This is a genomic window from Luteibacter sp. P1_D3, from assembly GCF_056406135.1.
In genome coordinates this window covers 221,317-244,062 of record NZ_JBFUAT010000002.1, presented here as the reverse complement: position 1 = coordinate 244,062, position 22,746 = coordinate 221,317, and the positions used below count along the sequence as shown (strand labels likewise).

The window sequence follows — 22,746 nt, the reverse complement described above, 5'->3', positions numbered from 1 at the left end:
ATTTCCAAAAGCATCGGCAAGGAAACTGACTCGCGGCACTCCTGCCAGGTCGGATTCCATCCATACCGCCGATGATTCGTAACGCATCACGCCACGTGACCGGTGTCAGCCCATGCTGGCACTAGTCCGCATCGCACTGGCGCGGCCATACACCTTCATCGTGCTGGCCTTGCTGATCCTCATCGCCGGGCCGCTCGCCGCGTTGCGGACCCCTACAGATATCTTTCCGAACATCGGCATTCCGGTGATCAGCGTGGTCTGGACGTATAACGGCCTGCCACCCGATCAGATGTCGGGACGGGTGATCTACTACTACGAGCGACAGCTCACCACGTCGGTCAACGATATCGAGCACATCGAGTCGCAGTCGTTGCCCGGCGTCGGCATCGTGAAGATCTTCTTCCAGCCTGGCGTGGATATCCGCACCGCGACGGCCCAGGTCACGTCCATCTCGCAGACGGTAGTGAAGCAGATGCCGCCCGGCATCACGCCGCCGCTGATCCTCAACTACAACGCATCCACCGTGCCCGTGCTGCAAATGGCGTTGTCCAGCCCGGTGTTGTCGGAAGCGACCATCCGCGATATTGCGCAGAACTTCATGCGGCCGACGCTGATCTCCGTGCCCGGGGTAGCCATTCCGACGCCGTACGGTGGCAAGCAGAAGCAGGTGACCCTGGACCTCAATCCGCAGGCGTTAGCCGCGAAGGGGTTATCTGCCCAGGATGTGGGCAACGCACTGGCCGCGCAAAACCAGATCATCCCTGTGGGCACGGCGAAAATCGGCACGTTCGAATATCACGTCCAGCTGAATAACAGTCCTTCGGCCATCGACGAGCTGAACGACCTGCCGATCAAGACGGTCAACGGGGCAACCATCACCATCGGTGACGTCGCCCACGTTCGTGACGGCGCGCCGCCGCAGAACAATATCGTCCGCGTCGACGGCAAGCGTGCCGTTCTCATGCCTGCGTTGAAGAATGGCAATGCGTCCACACTCGACGTGGTCGCAGGCATCAAGAAGTTGCTTCCCCTCATCGCGGAGACACAGCCGGCCTCGCTGAAGATGAGTCTGCTCAGCGATCAGTCCATCTTCGTAAAGTCCGCCGTGACCTCGGTGGCGCGGGAGGGTGTGATCGCCGCGGTGCTTACGTCGGTGATGATCCTGCTGTTTCTGGGTAGCTGGCGCTCCACTGTCATCATTGCGCTATCCATTCCGCTATCGATCCTCTCCGCCATCACCTTGCTGTCGCTGTTCGGGCAGACGCTGAACGTCATGACCCTGGGAGGGCTCGCCCTGGCGGTAGGCATCCTCGTGGACGACGCGACGGTGACCATCGAGAACATCAACTGGCATCTGGAGCAGGGTAAAGGGGTGATGACCGCGATCATGGACGGCGCCAAACAGATCGTGACGCCGGCCTTCGTATCGCTGCTGTGCATCTGCATCGTCTTCGTGCCGATGTTCATGCTCGACGGCATCGCCGGTTTCCTGTTCCGCCCGATGGCGCTCGCGGTGATCTTCGCCATGGTCTCCTCGTTCATCCTGTCGCGCACGCTGGTCACCACGCTTGCCATGTTCCTGCTCAAGCCACATCGCGTCGAAGCCGGTGCGGGCGCGCATCCGGAAGACAGTTACATCAATCACCACGAGGGCGACCAGCATCGTCCTGTCCGTCGTCACCCGCTCGTCGTCGTTCTGCTGGCGTTCCAGGCGGGCTTCGAGCACCGCTTCACCCTCGTTCGCGATGGCTACTACGGCATGCTCGCCATTGCCATGGAACATCGTCGGCGGTTCGTCGTGGGATTCATGGGCTTTGTCCTGCTGTCTTTCGTCCTCGTTCCCACGCTCGGTCGCGATTTCTTTCCGGCCGTCGACTCGGATGCGATATCCCTGCATGTGCGGGCGCCGATGGGAACGCGCGTGGAAGAAACGGCGGCGGCATTCGACCGTATCGAGGGTGCCATTCGCGAGGTGATTCCACCCGACCAACTGCAGACCGTCATCGACAACATCGGCTTGCCGATGAGCGGCGTGAACCTCGTCTACAGCAGCAGCGGCACCATCGGCTCGCAAGACGGCGATATCCAGATCGTGCTGAAGGACGGGCACCGGCCGGCAGCCGGTTTCATCAAGCGACTTCGCGAGACGCTTCCGCGTCAGTTCGCTGGCACGCAGTTCGCGTTTCTTCCTGCGGACATGACCAGCCAGATTCTCAACTTCGGCGCGCCCTCTCCGCTGGACGTCTCCATTGCGGGGCGGGACAGGGCAGGGAATGAAGCGTACGCAGAAAAGATCATGAAGGAACTGCGCAAGGTCGACGGCATCGTCGATGTGCGCCTCCAGCAGAGCTCCAGCTATCCGCAGCTCAATGTGAAAGTGGATCGTGTACGGGCCGATAGCCTGGGAATCACCGAGCGCGACGTCACCAACAGCATGGTGGCCTCGCTGGCGGGCAGTTCGCAGGTGGCGCCAGCGTTCTGGCTCAACCCCCGAAATGGCGTGTCGTACGCCATTGTCGCGGCGACGCCTCAATACCTGATGGACTCCATGGCCGACCTCAAGGCGCTCCCTGTCACGGCTTCCGGCGACGGTGCGACGCAAATCCTGGGCGGTGTGGCCAGCTTCACCCGCGGCCCGAGCGATGCGGTGGTGTCGCACTACAACATCATGCCGGCATTCGACATCTACGCATCCATCCAGGGGCGAGATCTCGGTGGCGTCGCCAGTGACGTGCAGGCCGTGCTGGCGCGCTTCGCATCGCAGCGGCCAAAGGGATCCCTGGTGAGCCTGCACGGTCAGGTCGGGACGATGAATCAGGCCTTCAGCGGTCTGCTGCTTGGCCTCGTTGGCGCCGTGTTGCTGATCTACCTGCTGATCGTGGTGAATTTTCAGTCGTGGGTGGATCCGTTCGTCATCATCACCGCACTGCCTGCCGCATTGGCCGGTATCGTCTGGCTCTTGTTCCTCACGCACACCAGCCTGTCGGTGCCGGCACTTACCGGCGCGATCATGTGCATGGGTGTGGCAACAGCGAATGCGATTCTCGTCGTGAGCTTTTGTCGCGAGCGTCTCGCCGAGCATGGCGACCCGGTCAAGGCGGCGCTCGAGGCCGGCTTTACGCGGTTCCGCCCGGTGTGCATGACGGCGCTGGCCATGATCATCGGCATGTTGCCGATGGCGCTCAGTCAGGAGCAGAACTCGCCGCTCGGCCGCGCCGTGATCGGTGGCCTCATGTTCGCCACGTTCGCCACCTTGCTCCTCGTGCCGGTCATCTTCGCCATCGTCCATCGTCGGACGGTGGGCGTTCCATCCAGACAGAACCTCATCGGGGAACAGCCTCATGTCGCATGACCCCACCGTCGCCCTGTCAAGGCGGCCTCCGCGCGTTCGCCTCTGGCTCGCCATCGGCCTGGCGCTTGCCGTGACCGGCGTCATTGCCGGCCTGTCACTGCGTGCCGTGGAGTCGCACGATCTCAGCACGTGGACGCGGGCCCAGTTGACCCCGAGTGTGCAGGTGATCTCGGCATCGGCCATGGGCGATACGCAGGCACTAACCCTGCCGGGTCACCTCGATGCATGGATCGCCACGCCTATCCATGCCCGCGTCGCGGGCTACCTGAAGGCCTGGCACGCGGACATCGGCCAGAAGGTGGTCGCGGGCCAGTTGCTGGCCACCATCGAGACGCCGGAACTCGATCAGCAGCTGGAGCAGGCGAAGGCCGAACTCGCACGTGCCCAGGCGGGCGTACGCCTGGCCGAGACCACCGCGAAACGCTGGAAAAACCTGCTCGAGTCCCATTCGGTGTCGCATCAGGAAGCCGACGAAAAGGCCAGCGAGGCGGAGACGGCGGCGGCCAACCAGTTGGCGGCGCGAGCCGACGTGGATCGCCTCGCCGCTCTCGAGTCGTTCAAGCGGATTGTCGCTCCGTTCGACGGCACGGTGACCGCGCGCAACACCGACATCGGCGACCTGATCACCGCGAACACGAGCGGGGGCGAGCCTCTTTTTTCCGTTGCCGATACACACAGGATGCGACTGTATACGCAGGTTCCGCAGGGCTACGCCTCGTCGATTCTGCCGGGCATGAAAGTAAAACTGTTGGTGCTGGGCCACGGTGGTGAAACCGTGGAAGGCAAGCTGATAGGCACGTCACAGGCGATCAACCGGACCTCGGGCACGCTGCTGGCCCAGTTCGAGGTGGAGAACCCGCAGCAGGATCTGCTGCCGGGTGATTTCGCCGAAGTGCAGCTGACCACGCATGCCGCTGCCCATACGGTGACGGTGCCGGCGACGACGCTGCTTTTTCGCGCCGCCGGGCCGCAGGTGGCCGTCCTGGGCAAGGACAATAAAGTCATCCTTCGCGATGTGCACATTGCGATGGACCTGGGGGACAAGCTCGAGATCGATCGGGGCCTTCAGCCACGTGACCGGATCATCGATCACCCCACCGATTCGTTGAGCCAGGGTGACGACGTCCGGCTCGCGTTGCCGACGGACGGAGGGCATCGACGTGCCAAGGATGCGTGAGTCGGTGCTGCGTCTGTCCTCTGTAGCCGCGTTGCTGATGGTCGGCGGATGCTCGCTGGAGCCGGCCTACGTGAGACCGACAACAGGCAAGCTTCCCGAGACGTACAAAACCGCGGCGTATCCGCCGGGGTGGACCCAGGCGCAGCCCGACGACGCGAGCGCACGGACGCCTTGGTGGCAGGTCTATGGCGACCCGGTGCTGGACGGACTCGAAGACAGGCTCAACACCGGCAATGCGGACATCGGTGTCGCGCAGGCGCGTCGCGACGCGTCGCTGGCCTATCTGCAGGAGCTCGGCGCGCAACAGTCGCCCCAGGCCGGCGTCGACGTGAGCCCCACGAATGACCGTCAGTCGGATAACCGCCCTCTACGCGGATCCGGTCAGCCCGACGAATACGACACGCGCACGATCGGGTTCCGCGCTGGCTACGAACTCGATCTTTGGGGGCGCATTCGCAACGAAGTGGCGCAGGGAAAGGCGCGTAGCGATGCGGCCGAGTCCGACCTCGCGAACGCGCGGCTCAGCTTGCAGGCGCAGCTGGCGGATCTCTACATTCGCCTTCGCGGCGAGGATGTCGAGCGACAGATTCTCGACGACTCCCTGGTCGCCTTCGGCCAGGGCCGGACGATGACGCAGGATCGCATGGATGGCGGCGTCTCCTCGGGACTCGATCTCGCGCGGGCCAATGCGTTGTATGCCGACGCGCAGGCCCAGGCTACCGAACTGGGCGTGCAACGGGCGCTCACCGAGAACGCCATGGCTGTCTTGATCGGAGAATCGGCATCGACGTTCTCGCTTCCGGCAAAGGACATAACGCTCGCCGTGCCGGCCATCCCCGTGGGCGTGCCCTCTACCTTGCTACAGCGTCGGCCCGATATCGCCGCCGCCGAGCGCCGCGCGTACGCAGCCAACGCAGGCATCGGGGTGGCCCGCGCGGCGTTCTATCCGACCGTGAGCCTCGGCGCCGCCCTGGGTTGGCAGGATGTCGGCCATGGGGATCTGCTCGCCGCGGGGAATCGGTTCTGGAGCCTCGGACCGTCGGTGTCGCTGAACTTCCTCGACGGCGGTCTACGTCGAGGACGTGAGGCCGAGGCAAAGGCGGAGTTCGCCGCCGCTTCGGCGCACTACCGCAGTGTGGTGCTGAATGCCTTCCGGCAGGTGGAAGACAACCTGTTGCTGTTACGCGCGCTGGGTCGCGAAGGCGAACAGGAGAACGCGGCCGCGGCCGCGGCAAGACAGTCACAGTCGCTGGCGACCAACCGCTACAACGAAGGGGTTGTCAGTTACCTCGAAGTGGTCACGGCGCAAGCGGCCGCCTTGAAGGCGGAGCGCACGGCAGAACGCGTCCGCACCCGGCAGCTACAGGCCAGCGTCGACCTGATTCGGGCCCTCGGCGGTGGTTGGAGCGACCGCTGATCGTCAGGTCCGGATCGGCGAGTCGCCATCCCTTTTCATATCCCTAGGAGAAACCGCAGGATGTCACACCTCTACCGGAAGCTTGGGTACGCCCTGGCTGCTATCGCCATCACCGGCTTGTCGGCGGGATGCACCGTCATGACGGAAACAAAGACGGTCGAAACCTCCGATACGTACCAGCTCTGGTCGGCCCGAATGGATCGGATGCCGTTCCTGTTCCACTTGCCCGATGGTCAGCTCGAAGCCTTCGACGATCGCGGTCATGCCTGGAGTGAGGCAGCAAGTCAGGTTGAAGCGAGTGATGCCGATCGTGTGGAGGTCTACGTCGGAAGCTTTTCGGGGTTGCCGACGTCGTTGTGCGACGGCAAGACGCAGCTGTCGTCGACGTCCGCGACGGCGCCGACGGCCAACGTCGTGTCGGCCCTGTGCGACCGTTCCCGAACGGTCGTTTCTTTCAGCGACCAGGCCAGGTCGAGGGTTCTTACGGCGAGAACGACCTACATTGCCCGCACCCGGCATCTGCTCCTGAACGGCATCTGGAAGAGCGTGGCGCAGGAGCCGGACCCGAGGCCGTACTAAACCGAGGCCGTACTCAGGCCCGACATGCCGAGGCAACGATTTGCACGGCGGGCGGCACTACCTGTTTTGGGCTGTGACCGCCACGCGCACCATGGAAACGGCACGAACGAACTACCGCAACATCCAGGGCCTGCGTGCCATCGCGGCCTTGATGGTCCTGACCAGCCACCTGTTCTGGGACATGCCGCCGATGCGCACACACTGGGCGAAGACCTGGTTCGTGGCGGTCGGACCGTCCGGCGTCGACATCTTTTTCGTCGTGTCGGGCTTCATCATCTACCACGTGACCCGGCGCTCGGCGGCGCGGGCGGCGGTGGTCGGGCGGGGCAGGGTGCTTTACGAATTCATGATGAAGCGCGTCATCAGGATCTATCCGCTGTACTGGATCGTATTCGGCGCAGCAAGCGTGATGATGATCTGGTTGCCGCCGGTGAGTTCCTTCGTGAAGAAGCCGCAGGTCGAGCTGCTCTTCCTGATCGACGGGCTTCCCAATTTTCGGGTCCAGGCGGCCTGGACACTGACGTTCGAGATCTATTTCTATGCGATCACCGCGCTGAGTCTTGCGGTGTTCCCCACGCGGGTCCACGTGGGATGGCTGATCTGGTTCGCCGTCGTCGGCGTGGCCACCTTTCTCGCCACCGTGTTCGGCCTGCGCATCCCCCTGGATTACGTCTTCGCACCCATTGTTCTCGAGTTTCTGCTGGGCATCGGCGTCGGCGTACTGATCGAGCGTGGCGAACACCGTTTCCGCGCCGTCGCGATCGGGATCGGTGTCGTGTGGTTACTTCTCGGGACGCTTCCACTCCAGGCGGATGGTGGACGGGCTGCGCTGTCCTATCTCTTGCGTCTGGGCTGCTGGGGGCTGCCGGCTGCCCTCATCGTCTACGGCACGGTGGCGTTCGAGTCAGACGGCATGCGCCGCGTCATGCCCGCTGCCTTGCAATACCTGGGTAACGCCTCTTTCTCGATCTATCTCTGGCACGCGGTGATCTTCATCGGGGTTGCCGCGGCGTTCGATCGTCTGGGCTGGGTGGGCGTAGTCAATCGTTCCCTGCTGGCCGTTGCCATGGGTCTGGTCGGTCTCGGCGTGGGGCTCCTCAGCTACCACCTCCTGGAGACGCCCTTGCTGCGAATACTCGGCCGACGATTCCTCGGTCACGGCGTCGCCTCGCACTCGATGGATCCCGCCTTGCCCACACACGGCCACTGACGAAACCCTGACATGACACCGGCGACCATGGCAGCCCCACGACAAAGCCGGGAACGCCATGTCCGAAACCATTTTCGAAGCCCTGCGCGAAAGCCACGTCATCCAGCGCTCCCTGATGCGCAAGCTGATGCGCTCCGACCCCGGCGAGCGTCGCGTGGAGCTGTTCACCGCGTTGCGCATCGAGCTGGCCGCGCACGAGGCCGCCGAAGAGCGCTTCCTCTACGTACCCATGCTGATGGACGACCGCGGGCTGCATCCGTCGCGCGACGCCCTGGCCGATCACCACAAGATGGATGACCTGGTGGAGGAGCTCCAGACGGTCAGCCACGCCGGCCGCAAGTGGACGGCCAACCTCAGCAAGCTCTCTGACGAGCTGCACGAGCACCTTCGTGAGGAGGAACGCAGCTTCTTCCAGCTTGGTGGCAAGATTCTCACCGACCGGCAGAAGACCGGGCTGGCGAAGAAATATCGGAAGGAATACGTCGCCATGCACAAGAAGCTTGCCAGCGAATAGCTCCGACCAAGCGACCGGCACGGCGGCGCGGTACTCTTGTCCCCAACGTCCCGTTTGTTCCGAGGAATCGCCGTGTCCGACCGCAAGAACGTTGCCTGCTGGCTCACCGATATGGACGGCGTGCTCGTCCATGAAAACAAGGCACTCCCGGGTGCGCCCGAGCTGATTCGCCAGTGGAGGGACCAGGGGACTCCCTTCCTCGTGCTGACCAACAACTCGATCTTCACCCCACGCGACCTGAGCGCGCGCCTGCGCACCTCGGGGCTGGACGTGCCCGAAGAGCAGCTCTGGACCTCGGCGCTGGCCACGGCCACCTTCCTGAAGGATCAGTCACCCGGCGGCTCGGCGTTCGTCATGGGCGAGGCGGGTCTCACCACGGCGATCCACGAGGCCGGCTTTATCATGACCGACACCGCGCCGGACTATGTCGTGCTGGGCGAAACGCGCACCTATTCGTTTGCTGCGATCACCAAGGCGATCCGGCTCATCGGTAATGGCGCACGTTTCATCTGCACCAACCCGGATGCGACCAGCCCGAGCGCCGAAGGTCCGCTGCCTGCGACGGGCGCCGTCGCCGCACTGATCACCCGTTGCACCGGCCGCGAGCCCTACGTGATCGGCAAGCCCAATCCGATGATGTTCCGCTCAGCGATGAACAAGCTCGGTGCCCACTCGCATAACACCGGCATGATCGGCGACCGCATGGACACCGACGTCGTCGCGGGTATCGAGGCGGGTCTGCATACGGTGCTGGTGCTCAGTGGTATTGCCACGCGCGCGGACGTGGAGGCGTATCCCTTCCGTCCCGCCGAAATCCTCGATTCCGTCGCGAACCTGCTCGAGGGCTGATACGACCATGAGTGCGACCCTGGATAGTGCGGACCGCCGCACGCTCGACCGTGGCGATGTGAAAACCCTGCTCCTTTCGGCGCTTGGCGGCGCCCTGGAGTTCTACGATTTCGTGATCTTCGTCTACTTCGCGAAGACGATCGGGCACCTGTTCTTTCCGCCCGGCACGGCGGTCTGGCTCGCGACGCTGCAGACGTTCGGCATTTTCGCGGTGGCTTACCTCGCCCGGCCGCTCGGCGGCATCGTCATGGCGCACTTCGGCGATCGCATCGGTCGGAAGCGGATGTTCACGCTCAGCGTGTTCCTGATGGCGGTGCCGACGCTTCTCATCGGCATCCTGCCGACGTACGCGACGCTAGGTGTATTCGCCCCGATCCTGTTGACGTTGCTCCGCGTGGTGCAGGGGCTGGCCATCGGTGGCGAAGTGCCCGGTGCCTGGGTGTTCGTGGCCGAGCATGTGCCCAAGCGCCGCGTGGGACTTGCCGTGGCCAGCCTTTCCGCCGGTCTCACCGCGGGCATCCTCATGGGCTCGCTGCTGGCGGCATGGCTCAACGCCACCCTGTCCGAAGCCGACATGCTCGACCACGGCTGGCGCATCGCCTTCATCCTCGGTGGCGCATTCGGCTTCATCGCGGTCTACCTGCGTCGGTGGCTGAGCGAGACGCCCGTGTTCGCGCGCATGCGTGAGCGCAAGGAACTCGCGGAGGAGCTGCCCGCCCTGGTCGTCATTCGCGACCATCTTCCGGGAGTGCTGCTGTCGATGGCGGTGACCTGGGTGCTTACCGCGGCGATCGTGGTGGTCATCCTGACGACGCCGACGGTCATGCAGACGAGGTTTCATGTCGAGCCGGCACGCGCGTTCACCGGCGGAAGCATCGCGGCGTTCACCCTGTGCCTGGGCTGTATCGGTGGCGGCCTCCTGGTCGACTGGATGGGGACTGCCCGCGCCATGCTGCTGTCCTCGGTGGGCCTGACGCTCAGCACCTACGCGCTGTACATCGATCTTCAGTCCGGCGGTGTCCACCTGTTTCCCCTTTATGCGCTCGCGGGCGTCTTCGCCGGGGTGGCGGGCATCGTCCCCGCCGTCCTGGTGGCCTCGTTCCCACCGCCCATTCGTTTCTCCGGGATTTCCGTGTCCTACAACGTGGCCTATGCCATTGCCGGTGCGGCGACACCCGTCCTGGTCGKCTATCTGGCCACCACGGCTGGCGGCCTGGGGCCGGCGCACTACGTCGCCATCGTCTCGCTCGTTGGGGTCGCGGCATCGATCTACATGATGGTGAGCGGGCGGGGCGCCCTAAGCCGCTGAGGGTGGCCGACGGTTCCTGGCCTGTTCACGTCGATTTCATGGGCGTGACAGGCCGGGGCACCCCTGCCATCGTGCCGGTTGAAACCCGGCACCAGCTTCGGCATGCTTTTGCATCCGGACCGTTCCCCCGGTCCACCGCCGTCCCCCTACCTTCGCACCAGACCCATGACTGATGTCATCACCCTAGGCTGGCGCGAACGGCTTGCACTTCCGTCGCTCGGCGTCACCGTCCTCAAGGCCAAACTCGATACGGGCGCGCGCTCGTCGTCGCTGCACGTCGAGTGGCTCGAGGTCGATGAGCGGGCGGATGGCACCTGGCTGCGCTTTCAGGTGCGTACGACGCGCCGGGGCGGTGTATCCGCGCCATGCGAGGCCAGGGCCATCGGCCAGCGCACGGTGACGGACTCCGGCGGCCATGCGACCACACGCTGGTTCATCCAGACCGAGATCGAGCTGGCCGGGCAGTCGTTCCTCGCCGAAGTGAACCTAACCGACCGGCGGCACATGCTGTTCCCCCTTTTGCTCGGCCGGACGGCGCTGATCGGGCGCTTCCAGGTCGATCCCTCGCTTTCCTATTCACAGACAGCGCGCCGCGCGGTCCGGGAACCCACATGAAGATCGCCATCCTGTCGCGCAACGCGCGGCTGTACTCCACGCAGCGACTGGTGGAGGCGGCGCGCAAGCGCAAGCACACCGTGCGCGTGATTGATCCGCTGCGCTGCTACATGAGCATCGCGCCGCAAATGTTTGCGATCCACTTCAAGGGCAAGCCGCTCGGGCCCATCGACTGCGTGATCCCGCGCATCGGCGCCTCCAGCACCTTCTATGGCACCGCCGTGCTCCGCCAGCTGGAACTGATGGGCGTGTTCACGCCTAACCCGTCCGATGCCGTCCTGCGCGCCCGGGACAAGCTGCGCAGCCTGCAGATCCTCGCGGTGAAAGGAGTGGACATGCCGGTCACCGCCTTTGGCGACAACCCCGACGACACCTCCGACCTGCTGGCGATGCTCGGCGATCCCCCGCACATCATCAAGTTGAACGAGGGCACCCAGGGTGCCGGCGTGGTGCTGGCCGAGAAACGCTCCGCCTCGCAGAGCGTGATCGAGGCCTTCCGCGGCCTCTACGCCAACTTCCTCGTCCAGGAGTTCATCCGTGAGGCCAACGGCAGCGATCTGCGCTGCTTCGTGGTCGGCGATCAGGTCGTGGCGGCCATGCAGCGTTCCTCGGCGCCGGGTGAGTTCCGCGCCAACCTGCACCGGGGCGGCTCGGCGGCCTCGGTCGAACTCTCCGACGACGAGCGCCGTGTGGCGATCCAGGCCGCCTCGGCCCTGGGCCTGGAGGTGGCCGGCGTGGACCTCCTGCGCTCGTCCCGAGGCCCCCTCTTGCTGGAAGTGAACGCCTCACCGGGCCTGGAGGGGATCGAAGGCAGCACCGGCGTGGACGTCGCCGACGCGATCATCGCCCACTGCGAACGCCAGCTTGCCGCGCGACCCGTGCTCGCCAAGGCCCGCCGCCCAAGGGCCCCGAAGGGATTAACAGCGATTTAAACGGGCCTCGCCTATAAAGGTCGCACTGTGATTCCGCGACGCGGGGTGACGGTATCGGGGCAGTAGTTCTTTCGGCCCGGGCGGTTTTCCGTCCGGGCCTCTCTTTTACTGCTGTCCGCTTCACGGATTCGGCGTTAAGCTTCCGGTCGCAATACTGATAAGACTCACCCGCGACCGCACAATGGAGTGCCGAATGCGCGTTCTGGTCATCGAAGACAACACCGACATCGCGACGAACATCGGGGACTACCTCGAGGATCGCGGCCATGTCGTCGATTTCGCCGGCGACGGCGTCACCGGGCTGCACCTGGCTGTCGTACACGATTTCGACGTCATCGTGCTCGACCTGACCCTACCGGGTATGGACGGGCTGGATGTCGCGAAGAAACTCCGCCACGAGGCGCACAAGCAGACGCCGGTGCTCATGCTCACGGCGCGCGACTCGCTGGAGCACAAGCTCACCGGCTTCGAGTCCGGCGCCGACGACTACATGACCAAGCCCTTCGCCCTGCAGGAACTGGCGGCGCGGCTGGAAGTGCTGGCGCGACGCGGCAAGGGCCCGCAGAGCCGGGTGCTCAAGGTGGGCGGGCTTACCTACAATCTCGATACGCTCACCGTGAGCCGCGAGGGCAAGTCCATCCAGCTCAATCCGATCGGCCTGAAGCTGTTGCAGGCGTTGATGGAGGCCAGCCCGTCCGTGGTGACGAGGCAGGATCTCGAGCAACGCGTGTGGGGCGAGGAGCTGCCGGATTCGGACTCCTTGCGCGTACACATCCACGGGCTGCGTGCGGCCATCGACAAACCTTTCGAGAAGCCGCTGATTCACACGCGTCACGGTATCGGATATCGCATGGTCGATCCGGATGCGGTCCAGACGTAAGCTTCGTTTTCGCCTGATAGTCACCTTTACGCTGTTCGGCTTCAGCCTGAGCGCTCTCTTCGCGTACGCGGCGATCAACATCCGTGAACGCGTCGAAGAGCAGCTGATCAATTCGGCACTCCAGGACGAGGCGGACTCGCTCAACGAGCAGGTGCGCGCGAACCCGGCCGAGCGGCCGCAGTTCAAGATCATCAACGCGGCCACGTTCAGTGACCGCACGATCTATAAGGCGCCGCTGAACTGGCAGTCGCTCGACACGGGCGTCCATGATCTGTACGAGACAGGCAAGGACGGCAAGCCTTACCACTACAAGGTCGCCGTCCGTCACGCGGGTGGCATCATCAACTTCCTCCAGTTCGACGTCTCGCGCGACGAACTGGGCAAACGCCAGCTGATCACCAGTGTCATCGCAGCCGTCTTCCTGTTCGGGCTGTTCTCGCTCGTGCTCGGTGTGTGGCTGTCTTCGCGCGTGTTACGGCCCGTGACCGACCTGGCACGCCGCCTGCGCGACTTCCGCCGCGTCGGCAAAGCCGAGGCACTCGCTCCCCACTTTGCCGACGACGAAGTCGGTGAACTGGCCGTGGCGCTGGACGAATACGCGATGCGACTGACCTCGGTGGTCGAGCGCGATCGCGAATTCAACTCCGACGTGAGTCATGAGCTGCGCACGCCGCTGGCGGTGATCGCCAGCACGACGGAACTGCTGCAGGGCTCGCCCGACCTGACCGACAAGCTGCGTGAGCGGCTCAAGCGCATCGAACGCGCCTCGCGCCAGGCGACCGAACTGATCGAAGCCCTGTTGCTGTTGTCCCGCGCGGAGCGCCGCGGTCCGACGCGCGGTGAAACCACCGATGTGGCCAAGGTCGCATCGGACGTGATCGAAAGCCAGCGCCCACAGATGGGCGGCAAGCCGATCGAGATCGAACTGATCTCCGATGGCACGGTGACGGTCAATGCGCCTGCGTCGGTGCTTTCGGTCGCCTTGACCAACCTCATCGGCAACGCGATCAAGTACACGATGGAAGGCAAGGTCACGGTGCGTGTGCTCGACGGCCGTGTGGACGTGATCGACACCGGTCCCGGGATCAAGCCGGAGGACGCCGAGAAGCTGTTCCAGCGCGGCATTCGCGGCGAGAGCGCCACGGGTGGTGGTGCCGGCCTCGGCCTCGCGATCGTGCGTCGTCTGTGCGAACTGTACGATTGGGATGTCTCCCTGCGGCCGCGTGCCGACATGGCCGGTGCGATTTCCACCATCGACTTCCGCTGATCGAAGACGGCCGTCCAGCCGTCCTGTCACATAAGCTGTCACTAAGCTGCCATTTTCCTGCACGACTATCCGAGGCTTCCACGGCGCGTGATGGACACCCTCAGGGGAGGTGTGTCGCGACGCGTCCGCGAGTGTAAGGATGCAGCCTCTTGTTCAAGCAGACCGTTCTGGCCATCGCCCTTGGCATGGCCCTCTCTTCCGTCGCTTACGCGAATGACATCGCCACCAGTCCGATCGTCCCGCCCGACCCGTCCTCCAGCGCCACCAAGCACGACAAGGTGCAGGACCTCGACGCGGTTTCCGTGATCGGTACCGGTGAAACACGTCAGGTACAGCGCCTGCGTCCGTCGGACCAGAAGGCCTTGCCGCCAGGAACGAGTCTTCAGAAAGTCCTTAACACGCTACCGGGTGTGAACGCGCAATCGGTCGATGCGCTGGGCACCAACGAACAATCGATGACGCTCAGCCTGCGTGGTTTCAGCGGTACGCGCCTGGGCTACACGCTCGATGGCATGCCACTGGGCGACAGCGCCTATAACAATTACAACGGTCTTTCGATCAACCGCGCGCTGATCTCCGAGAACTTCGCCGGCGCCGAGCTTTCCGAAGGCATCGGCAACCTGGGCACGCCATCCACCAGCAACCTCGGTGGCACGATCGCCTACACCTCGAGCGACCCGCTGAAGACGATGGGCGGTCGCGTTTCGCAGACGTTCGGCAGCGATGCCAACCGCCGCACGTATGCGCGCTTCGATACGGGCGAGTACAACGGCTTCTCCATGTACCTGTCGGGTGCCAAGACCACGTCCGATCTGTGGAACGACCAGACGGCTTACAACGGCTCGACCACGAAGCAGTTCAACGGTAAAGCCGTATGGGATCTCGACTGGGCGCGCTTCACCGGATTCGCGGATACCTCACGCACGTCGCAGGCGGACTACTTCTACCTGTCCAAGAGTGAGCTCGCGCGCGGCCTTGGTTGGGACTGGGGCGGCTCCGCGCCGAACTGGCAGAAGGCGATCGGCAAGGCCTATTGCAACGCCGGCACGCTCAACGCGAAGCTGTGCGACAAGAGCGGCGCGGACACGGATGCGGACGGCGCCTTCACCGCCGGCCAGATCCTGCGCAACGACGATCTCTACTACCTCGCCGGCGATTTCTTCCCGAGCGATTCGGTCACGATCCACGCGCAGGTCTATCACCACGAAGACGCGGGCGAAGGCCATAACTGGAACAGCGGCACGTACTCGTACCCGGGTACGCCGCAGCAGTTGCCGATCATCTTCCGGAACACGCTCTATACGATCAATCGTTCGGGCGCGATCCTTTCGGCGGGTTGGGACATCGCCAACCAGCATATCGAGGGCGGCGTCTGGTACGAGCACAACGTATCGACGGCATCGCGCTACAGCAGCTATGTCACCGGCCCGCGCGATCTCAGCGGCCCGATCGACGCGACGCCGGACCTCGGCGTGTTCGACCAGCGCACCGTATGGAATACGCGTCAGGCCTTCCTGCAGGACACCCTGCGCTTCCTCGACGACACGCTGACGATCGACGTCGGGGTGAAGAGCCCGCACGTCACCTCGCGTGCGCAGGCACTCCCCGGAGACGCGGTGAAGCCGATCCCTGCCAACTCGAACAACCAGTTCGCGACAGGCTCGCTCAGCGCGAGCAAGGCGTTGCTGCCGCAGTTCGGTGCACGCTACAAGCTTGCCGAAGGACAGGAAGTTTTCACCAGCTTCTCCAAGAATATCGCCATGTTCCAGGGTGGGTTCAAGCTGGGGCCGCAGGCTGTCGCGCAGTCGATCTGGAACACGCAGGGTGACCTCAAGCCCGAGAAGTCGCGCAGCCTCGAGGCCGGCTACCGCATCGAGACGGACCAGGTGGCCGCCTCCGTGGCGGCGTACAACGTGCGCTTCGACAATCGCCTGCTGCAGTACAACCCCTGTGACTCGCGCCAGCCGGTCGGTCCCAGCTGCGGCAACCGCTTCTACAACGTCGGCGGCGTCAACAGCCACGGCGTCGAGCTGACCTTCGTCTGGCAGCCGACCAGTCACCTTCGCTGGTACAACTCTGCGTCGTTCAATCGCTCGACCTACGCGAACGATTACGTCCAGGCCGGCGTCGTGCAGCACACCAGCGGCAAGATCCAGACTGATACGCCGACGAAGCTGTTCGCCACGCAGATCGACTGGACGCAGGGCCCGTGGTTCGCCTCGCTGCGCGGCAAGTACACCGGCAAGCGCTATTACACGTACACGAATGACCAGGGCTTCGGCGGCTTCACGACCTGGGACGTGTCGGGGGGGTATGACTTCGGCGCGCTGTCCATTGCGAAGGACGTGCGCCTGTCGGTCAACGTGACCAACCTCACCGACAAGCGCTACGCCAGCAACTTCGATTCCAGCGCGTTCGTTCCGAGCGATCCGGCCGGTACCGCCTACGTCTTTCATGCCTCGGCACCGCTGCAGGTCTTCGGCACGCTGGACGTGCGCTTCTGATGGCCCGCCGCATCGTCGCTCTGTGCGTGACGCTAGTCCTGGGCAGCGCCTCGGCGCAGACCGTCGATGTTCGCGTGGCGGATATCGCCACCGCTCCGCTGCCCCGTTCGGTGGATCTCGGCGGCAAGACGTACGTCGATCACGGCCTGGTTGCTGCGGGATCGCTTCCCGCGGGGACGATCGACTTCCTCGGCGACACCCTGGGGTCGTTCTCGTCGCTGATGATCGAACCGGGGAGCTGGAAGCGGGAAGGGGATACGTATACCGGTGTCCTGTGGACTCTGCCCGATCGCGGACGCAACGATCCCGAGCACAACGTGTTCTTCGATTACCGGGGGCGGCTGCATCGTTTCCGGTTCACGATGAAAGTGGCGGAGCCAACGACGAAAATGAGGGAGCCGGCTAGGCCGGCGATGCCTGCGGAGCGCGGTGCTGGTGCCTCGGCGCCATCTGCTTTCGCCGCTGAAGCGGCTCCCACAAGGGGCGTGGTATCTCTTGTCGTGGATGGCGGGCGCGAGCTGCGTGATTTCGACGGCAAGCCGTTCACGGGTGCGGAGCCTGCGAAGGGCCTACGCAAGGAGCGCGGCATCGTGCTGCCTTCGCCGGCGAGTGGGATCGGTGCGGGCAAGGTGTCGCTGGATGCGGAGTCGTTGCAGTTCACTCGCGACGGTGGCTTCTATGTAGGCGACGAATACGCGGCCAACGTGTATCGCTTCGATGCGAAGGGCAGGCTCACCGGTATCGTCGTGCCGCCAAAGGCCGTTCGTCCGCTGGATACCGAGGGCAAGCCGGACTTCACCTCGCTGAGGCCCCCAGCGACCGGCCGTCGCAATAACCAGGGTGTCGAAGGCATGGCGTTGTCGCCGGATGGCACGCGTCTTTTCGTGGCCTTGCAGAGTGCGCTGATCCAGGACACCGCGCCTGGCGATGCATCCGGACGGGTGCTTACCCGAGTGCTGGTCTACGACGTGAGCCGCAACGCCCAGCCGAAACGACCGGTCGGCCACTACGTGCTGCGACTGCCCGCGTATGCCGATCTCGGCAATGGCGCCGCGCCAAACAAGACAGCCGCGCAAAGCGAGATCCGTGTCCTGGACAACCACACCTTCCTGATGCTGGCGCGTGATGGCAACGGCCTGGGTGCGGACGGCGGCAAACCCATCGTCTACAAGAGCGTGCTGCTGGTCGATACCGACGGAGCAAGCAACCTGGCAGGAACCGTTTACGAAACATCGACCACGTCGGTGGTGGGAAGCGATGGACACCTGCGTAGCGATATCCACGCCGCCGCGTGGAAGCCGCTGGTCAATCTGCTGGACCCCACCGACCTTGCGCGGTTCGGTCTTGGCCTCGATGCCGACGGGAAGGGTACAACCCGGTTGTCGGAAAAATGGGAGGCCATGGACCTCGTTCCCGCGCTCGATCCGGAGCGGCCCGACGACTGGTTCCTCCTCGTCGGCAACGACAACGACTTCATCGCGAAGCACTGCGTCATGGATGGCCAGAACTGCGATTCCGCCATCGATAACGATAACCGCATCCTCGTGTACCGGCTGACCTTGCCGGGCATGCGTTCCACCGCCGCCTCCAACCACCGATAAAGGGTTATGCGCATGATGAAACGTACGGTTCTTTCGCTGCTATCGGCGACGCTCATGCTGGGCTCGGTTGCCAGTCACGCCAACTCACCGGCCTACGTCGACAGCAAGGAATACAAGGTGCTGGTCGACCCGACGCGGTTTGCCAGCAATCCGTCGAGCGCCGCCGCCACCTTGCTGACGAATCTCTCGGCGCGTCTGTCGACGCTGGGTTTCGACAAGACGATCACCGGCAACTTCGCCGCCGGCGATCGCGACACGCTGGCGTATTACGACACGCCGGGCACCTGTCCGCTGAACAAGCGCGGCTACTCGGTGCGCACGCGTGCGGGCGACGATACGGACATCCAGTTCAAGTTCCGTCACGCCGACGAAGAGCTGTCGTACTGGACGGACGTCTCGGGCGCGGGCAAGAACAAGGAAACCAAGCTCGAGACCGACGTGACGCCGGGCAACCTTGTGCTGGCGCATTCGACCAAACAGGATGCGACCACTACGCCGACCACGGTCGCGGCACTGATCAAGCTGTTTCCGGGTGCAACCGCGTTGTCCGATGTATCGACATCGTCGTTGTCGAAGGTCGCGGGCGTGACGGTGACGCAGCAGGAGTACGCCGGTCCGGTGTCCGACATCGGTGAGTCCGTGGCGGAGTTCACGCTGACGCTGTGGTACATCGATGGCGCGGCAACGCCGGCGCTGGCCGAACTGTCGTTCCGCGTCGACGCGGATGCGGACAAGTACTTCACCACACCCGTATTGACGCGTTCACAGACGTTGAATGCGGCGATCGGTTCGATCGGCAATGGTTGGAATATTGCCAATGACGGCGGGAAGACGAGCTGGCTTTACGCCTATCGGTCGTCTTCGTACCCGAATGGGTTTTGTAACTAAGCAGCGTTAAGAGCATCGCCGCCGAATCGGCTCCTACCGGGGTGCTGTGCTCCTGTAGGAGCCGATTTATCGGCGATGCTTCAAGGCCTCAGAGTGCTTCGAGCCAGCCCCAGCGATCGGCGGTCTTGCCGCTGAACAGGCCGAAATACAGCTCCTGCAGGCGACGGGTGATCGTGCCGCCCTTGCCGTTGCCGATCTGCTTGCCGTCGACCGCGCGGATCGGCGTGACTTCCGCCGCGGTGCCGCACATCAGGATCTCGTCGGCGAGGTAGAGGTACTCGCGGGGCAGGTCACGCTCGACCACCTCGATGCCATCCTCGCGGGCGAGGGTCATCAGGGTGTGGCGGGTGATACCGGTGAGGATCGATGCGCTGGCCGGCGGGGTGTGCAACACGCCGTCGAAGACCAGGAACAGGTTCTCGCCGGCGCCTTCGCTGAGCAGGCCGGTCGAGGCCAGGGCGATACCTTCGCCGAAGCCGAGGCGACGCGCTTCACGCGCGATCAGCTGGCCGGACAGGTAGTTGCCGCCCGCCTTGGCACCGGCGGGAATGGTGTTCGGCGCGAAGCGCTGCCAGCTCGACACGCAGGCGTCGATACCATTTTCCAGCGCCTCGGGACCGAGGTACGGGCCCATCGGCCACGTGGCAACGGCCACGTCGGTGGGGCATTCCGCGGAGAGGCCGAAGCCACCCAGGCCGCGGAAGGCGACGGGGCGCAGGTAGGCTGCCTTGAGGTCGTTCTTCTTGACCACGTCGCGGCAGGCCGCGGCGAGTTCGTCGATCGAGTACGGGATCTCGATGTCGTAGATCTTCGCCGACATGTACAGGCGCTTGAGGTGGTCGGTGAGGCGGAAGATGGCCGCGCCGTCCGGCGTCTCATAGCTACGGATACCCTCGAACACCGAGGATCCGTAGTGCAGCGCATGTGCCATCACGTGGACGGTGGCATCGCGCCAGGGCTTGATCTGCCCGTTCTGCCAGATCCAATCGGGGTAGTTCTGCATGGGTACGCTCTCCTGGGGACCGCCCATGATAACGCGCAGTGCGGCCCCTGCCATGGCGCAACGCGTCAGGCCGGCGGGCGGAGCCAGAGGCAACCCGAGTCACGCACCACACTGAAGTGGGCGCGACGGGTGGCGGCGTCGTTCCCGGGCGCGGCTGTCACGGCGTCGAGCCCCCCGGCTTCGTTGCCCTCGACCGCCAGCAGGGACTGGTGAACCAAGGCATTGATGTTCCTGATGTTCTCGACCGCGCCGCCGCTACCGTAGCCGCTCCACAGGATCAGTCCGCCGATGCGATTGGCGTCGCGGTTGGCGAAAGCCTGGGCGATGCCCTCACGGAGCCCCGCCACGTCCTTCGCACACAGCAGGCCGGTGCTAGGGCCGGCAGGCGTATCCGCGCCACTGGAGCTGGCGGCCGCTGGCACCGCCGGGGGCATGATCGACGTCGCGCCGATGCTGGTGCACTGCTSGTCGGAGAATACGGGGCGGCCATCCGTGCCGATGCAACGGTGGATCGTCGTCTGCGCGGCGGCAGGCAAGGCGATCAGGAGCAGGAGGAGGGCGAGGGCACGAAGCACGGTGGCGGCACGAGTGGCGGCGGTGCGTCATCATCCATGGACGCACCTTAGCGGAGAGTGATGCCGCGCACGTTTAGCGCGCGGCGAGCCGCTCCAGCACGTTGATCGTGGCCTTGGCCCGATTGATCGTATAGAAATGCAGGCCGGGCGCACCGCCATCGAGCAGGCGCTGGCAGAGTTCAGCGACCACTTCGGCGCCCAGGTCGCGCACGGCGGCCGCATCGTCGCCATGCGCCTGCATGCGCTTGACGATCCATCGGGGGATCTCCGCGCCGCACTGCTCCGAGAAGCGACGCAGCTGGCTGAAGTTTGCGATCGGCATGATGCCGGGCACGATCGGGACCTTCACGCCGAGCCGTGTCACGTCGTCGACGAAGCGGAAATAGGCGTCCGGATTGAAGAAGTACTGGGTGATCGCACCATCGGCACCGGCGTCGACCTTGGCCTTGAAGTGGCGCAGGTCAACCAGCGCGTTTTCCGCCTGCGGATGGGTTTCCGGATAGGCGGCCACTTCGATATGGAAATGGTTGCCGCTGTGCTCCCGGATGAAGCTGACCAGCTCGGCCGCGTAGCGGAAGTCACCGGGCGAGGCCATGCCCGAGGGCAGGTCGCCGCGCAGGGCGACGATGCGCCGACACTCGGTAGCCTTGTAGAGGTCGAGCAGCGCGGCGATTTCGGCCCGCGTGCCGCCCATGCAGGAAAGATGCGGCGCAACCGAAAGGCCGTGGTCGGCACGCAACCGTTTCACCGTTTCGTCGGTGTAGCTCAGTGTCGAGCCGCCGGCGCCGAAGGTGACCGAGACATAGTCCGGCGCGTGTTTCTTCAGCCGGGCGACGGTCACGTCGAGCTGGGCACGCTGCTCGTCGGTCTTGGGCGGAAAGAACTCGAAACTGATAGCGGGCATGGGCACGGTTCCCGGAGCGATGCCTGAAGTATATATCTTTCCATCCAGATGGAAAGATGGCTAGAGGCGTCATGCACATCCCGCATCTGTGAGCGAATACGGCACATGGGCACTCGACACGTTTATCCCGTGGAAGTTGTCGAAATCGTCCTACGACGTAAGAACTATGTGCGTCGCACTGGTGCCGAGGAATAATCGCCACGCTTGAAATACCGTGCAAGCTTTACGAAAAATCATGTCGACCCGTTAACTTGGATTGGAATCCAAGCTTCAATTGTCTCTACCCACGAAGGACTGCTGGCCCCATGAAAACAATTGACGAAGAAATCAGGATTCTTAAGGGCTCTATTTCCGCTAGTAAGGGCAATGAATACCACGAGCTAGGGCTTGTCGACGAAATTATTCTGTTCTTTACTTCGCCGAAGACGCTATCAGCAAATGACTGCATGAAGCTTTTGGGGTTCCAGCGCGAACTAACTAAAAATGAGTGGCTAGCATTTGCTTTATCTAGACCAAGCGTATTTCGTGCTCTTCATGGCACCGTCGAGGCAAGCTGCTCTCTGTTTGATCGTGATGCCGATAAATTTGAAGTTGAGCGTGAATATAATATTGTCAAGATGGGAAAGGAGGCTGAGGGCTTCATTATTGCTTACCCTAATATGTGTAAGGCAGAGCCTTATACAAGTCTTTCTGCCGTGAAAAGTGACATCAAATTCATCAGAGAATTGAGTGATGATGATTTTGAGCGCCAGTCCATGCTAACGATATGGTTTAACTTGAGAGTTAAGCCGATGAGGCCTTTATTCTCTGGGATGACCAATGAAAAATTATCATTCTTCATTGATGTGATTTCCATCGCACTTGGATCGGGGAGCCTTGGAGGAATGGAAAACGTTGGAGTAAAAAGCGAATGGCTCGACATGAGACCCGACCTCATCCAGTCGTTTCCATTTCTTGGTTCTCCGGGAGAGCCTAAAAACAGCGAAGAAAAAGGTCTGCTGATAAAATATGCCGAAGGCGAGCTTTATCGTGGTGAGTATGACCGGTGACGTATAAAGGATCTCATCGTAAAAAAACTTTAACCTTAGCGCATAAGTGCCTGCTCATGGCGTGGCTGGTCGATCGATCATCCTGGGCAGGCGTGAAACTCTAGCGCACAAAAAAGGCGCC

19 protein-coding genes are annotated in these 22,746 nt (G+C 63.5%); 16 read left to right on the top strand and 3 right to left on the bottom strand.

Annotated features, from left to right (window positions below):
* The first annotated feature begins 112 nt into the window (after positions 1 to 112).
* The 15 genes from AC1DYM_RS03115 to AC1DYM_RS03045 all read left to right on the top strand — a co-directional run bounded on the left by AC1DYM_RS03115 (position 113) and on the right by AC1DYM_RS03045 (position 19,094).
* Positions 113 to 3,352 (top strand): efflux RND transporter permease subunit, encoded by a 3,240-nt coding sequence (locus AC1DYM_RS03115; RefSeq protein WP_477335837.1) that lies wholly within the window; start codon positions 113 to 115, stop codon positions 3,350 to 3,352.
* Entirely contained in the window at positions 3,342 to 4,529 is a 1,188-nt protein-coding gene (locus AC1DYM_RS03110) for an efflux RND transporter periplasmic adaptor subunit (protein ID WP_477335835.1), read from the top strand. Before AC1DYM_RS03115 ends, AC1DYM_RS03110 begins: the two co-directional genes overlap by 11 nt.
* A complete protein-coding gene (locus AC1DYM_RS03105) occupies positions 4,522 to 5,946 on the top strand; it encodes an efflux transporter outer membrane subunit (protein WP_477335970.1) in 1,425 nt (474 codons plus the stop codon). Before AC1DYM_RS03110 ends, AC1DYM_RS03105 begins: the two co-directional genes overlap by 8 nt.
* A 60-nt stretch (positions 5,947 to 6,006) precedes the next feature.
* Entirely contained in the window at positions 6,007 to 6,525 is a 519-nt protein-coding gene (locus AC1DYM_RS03100; protein ID WP_477335833.1) for a hypothetical protein, read from the top strand.
* 91 nt (positions 6,526 to 6,616) lie between these two features.
* A complete protein-coding gene (locus AC1DYM_RS03095) occupies positions 6,617 to 7,735 on the top strand; it encodes an acyltransferase family protein (RefSeq protein WP_477335831.1) in 1,119 nt (372 codons plus the stop codon).
* 58 nt (positions 7,736 to 7,793) lie between these two features.
* Positions 7,794 to 8,249, top strand: a complete 456-nt coding sequence (locus AC1DYM_RS03090; protein WP_477335829.1) for a hemerythrin domain-containing protein — start codon at positions 7,794 to 7,796, stop codon at positions 8,247 to 8,249.
* A 72-nt stretch (positions 8,250 to 8,321) separates the two neighbouring features.
* Positions 8,322 to 9,098 (top strand): HAD-IIA family hydrolase, encoded by a 777-nt coding sequence (locus AC1DYM_RS03085; protein WP_046967845.1) that lies wholly within the window; start codon positions 8,322 to 8,324, stop codon positions 9,096 to 9,098.
* Positions 9,099 to 9,105: 7 nt separating this feature from the next.
* Positions 9,106 to 10,407, top strand: coding sequence for an MFS transporter (locus tag AC1DYM_RS03080; RefSeq protein WP_477335826.1), 1,302 nt, complete (start codon positions 9,106 to 9,108; stop codon positions 10,405 to 10,407).
* Positions 10,408 to 10,572: 165 nt separating this feature from the next.
* Complete coding sequence (locus AC1DYM_RS03075; RefSeq protein WP_477335824.1) at positions 10,573 to 11,022, top strand: ATP-dependent zinc protease family protein; 450 nt, start codon at positions 10,573 to 10,575, stop codon at positions 11,020 to 11,022.
* Positions 11,019 to 11,954, top strand: coding sequence for a 30S ribosomal protein S6--L-glutamate ligase (gene rimK / locus AC1DYM_RS03070; protein ID WP_477335822.1), 936 nt, complete (start codon positions 11,019 to 11,021; stop codon positions 11,952 to 11,954). Before AC1DYM_RS03075 ends, rimK begins: the two co-directional genes overlap by 4 nt.
* Positions 11,955 to 12,147: 193 nt before the next feature.
* The gene (locus AC1DYM_RS03065; protein ID WP_036110317.1) at positions 12,148 to 12,834 is read left to right on the top strand and encodes a response regulator transcription factor; all 687 of its coding nucleotides are present in this window, start codon (positions 12,148 to 12,150) and stop codon (positions 12,832 to 12,834) included.
* Positions 12,818 to 14,101 carry a sensor histidine kinase gene (locus tag AC1DYM_RS03060; protein WP_477335819.1) on the top strand — a complete coding sequence of 428 codons (1,284 nt, stop codon included), beginning with the start codon at positions 12,818 to 12,820 and terminating at the stop codon, positions 14,099 to 14,101. The genes AC1DYM_RS03065 and AC1DYM_RS03060 overlap by 17 nt, the downstream gene beginning before the upstream one ends.
* Positions 14,102 to 14,286: 185 nt before the next feature.
* The gene (locus AC1DYM_RS03055; RefSeq protein WP_477335968.1) at positions 14,287 to 16,605 is read left to right on the top strand and encodes a TonB-dependent receptor; all 2,319 of its coding nucleotides are present in this window, start codon (positions 14,287 to 14,289) and stop codon (positions 16,603 to 16,605) included.
* A complete protein-coding gene (locus AC1DYM_RS03050; RefSeq protein ID WP_477335817.1) occupies positions 16,605 to 18,206 on the top strand; it encodes an esterase-like activity of phytase family protein in 1,602 nt (533 codons plus the stop codon). Before AC1DYM_RS03055 ends, AC1DYM_RS03050 begins: the two co-directional genes overlap by 1 nt.
* Positions 18,207 to 18,218: 12 nt before the next feature.
* The gene (locus AC1DYM_RS03045) at positions 18,219 to 19,094 is read left to right on the top strand and encodes a hypothetical protein (protein ID WP_477335815.1); all 876 of its coding nucleotides are present in this window, start codon (positions 18,219 to 18,221) and stop codon (positions 19,092 to 19,094) included.
* A gap of 88 nt (positions 19,095 to 19,182) precedes the next feature.
* Here the strand turns inward: AC1DYM_RS03045 and AC1DYM_RS03040 are convergent, their stop codons facing one another.
* The 3 genes from AC1DYM_RS03040 to metF form a co-directional block, all read right to left on the bottom strand.
* Positions 19,183 to 20,097: a branched-chain amino acid transaminase gene (locus AC1DYM_RS03040; RefSeq protein ID WP_125902973.1), complete on the bottom strand. Its 915-nt coding sequence runs from the start codon at positions 20,095 to 20,097 to the stop codon at positions 19,183 to 19,185.
* A gap of 65 nt (positions 20,098 to 20,162) precedes the next feature.
* Complete coding sequence (locus AC1DYM_RS03035; RefSeq protein WP_477335813.1) at positions 20,163 to 20,672, bottom strand: DUF4124 domain-containing protein; 510 nt, start codon at positions 20,670 to 20,672, stop codon at positions 20,163 to 20,165.
* A gap of 73 nt (positions 20,673 to 20,745) precedes the next feature.
* A complete protein-coding gene (gene metF / locus AC1DYM_RS03030) occupies positions 20,746 to 21,576 on the bottom strand; it encodes a methylenetetrahydrofolate reductase [NAD(P)H] (RefSeq protein WP_477335811.1) in 831 nt (276 codons plus the stop codon).
* Between the two features lie 305 nt (positions 21,577 to 21,881).
* Here metF and AC1DYM_RS03025 point away from each other — a divergent pair, with 305 nt between their 5' ends.
* Positions 21,882 to 22,625, top strand: a complete 744-nt coding sequence (locus tag AC1DYM_RS03025; RefSeq protein WP_477335809.1) for a hypothetical protein — start codon at positions 21,882 to 21,884, stop codon at positions 22,623 to 22,625.
* The last annotated feature ends 121 nt before the right edge of the window (positions 22,626 to 22,746 follow it).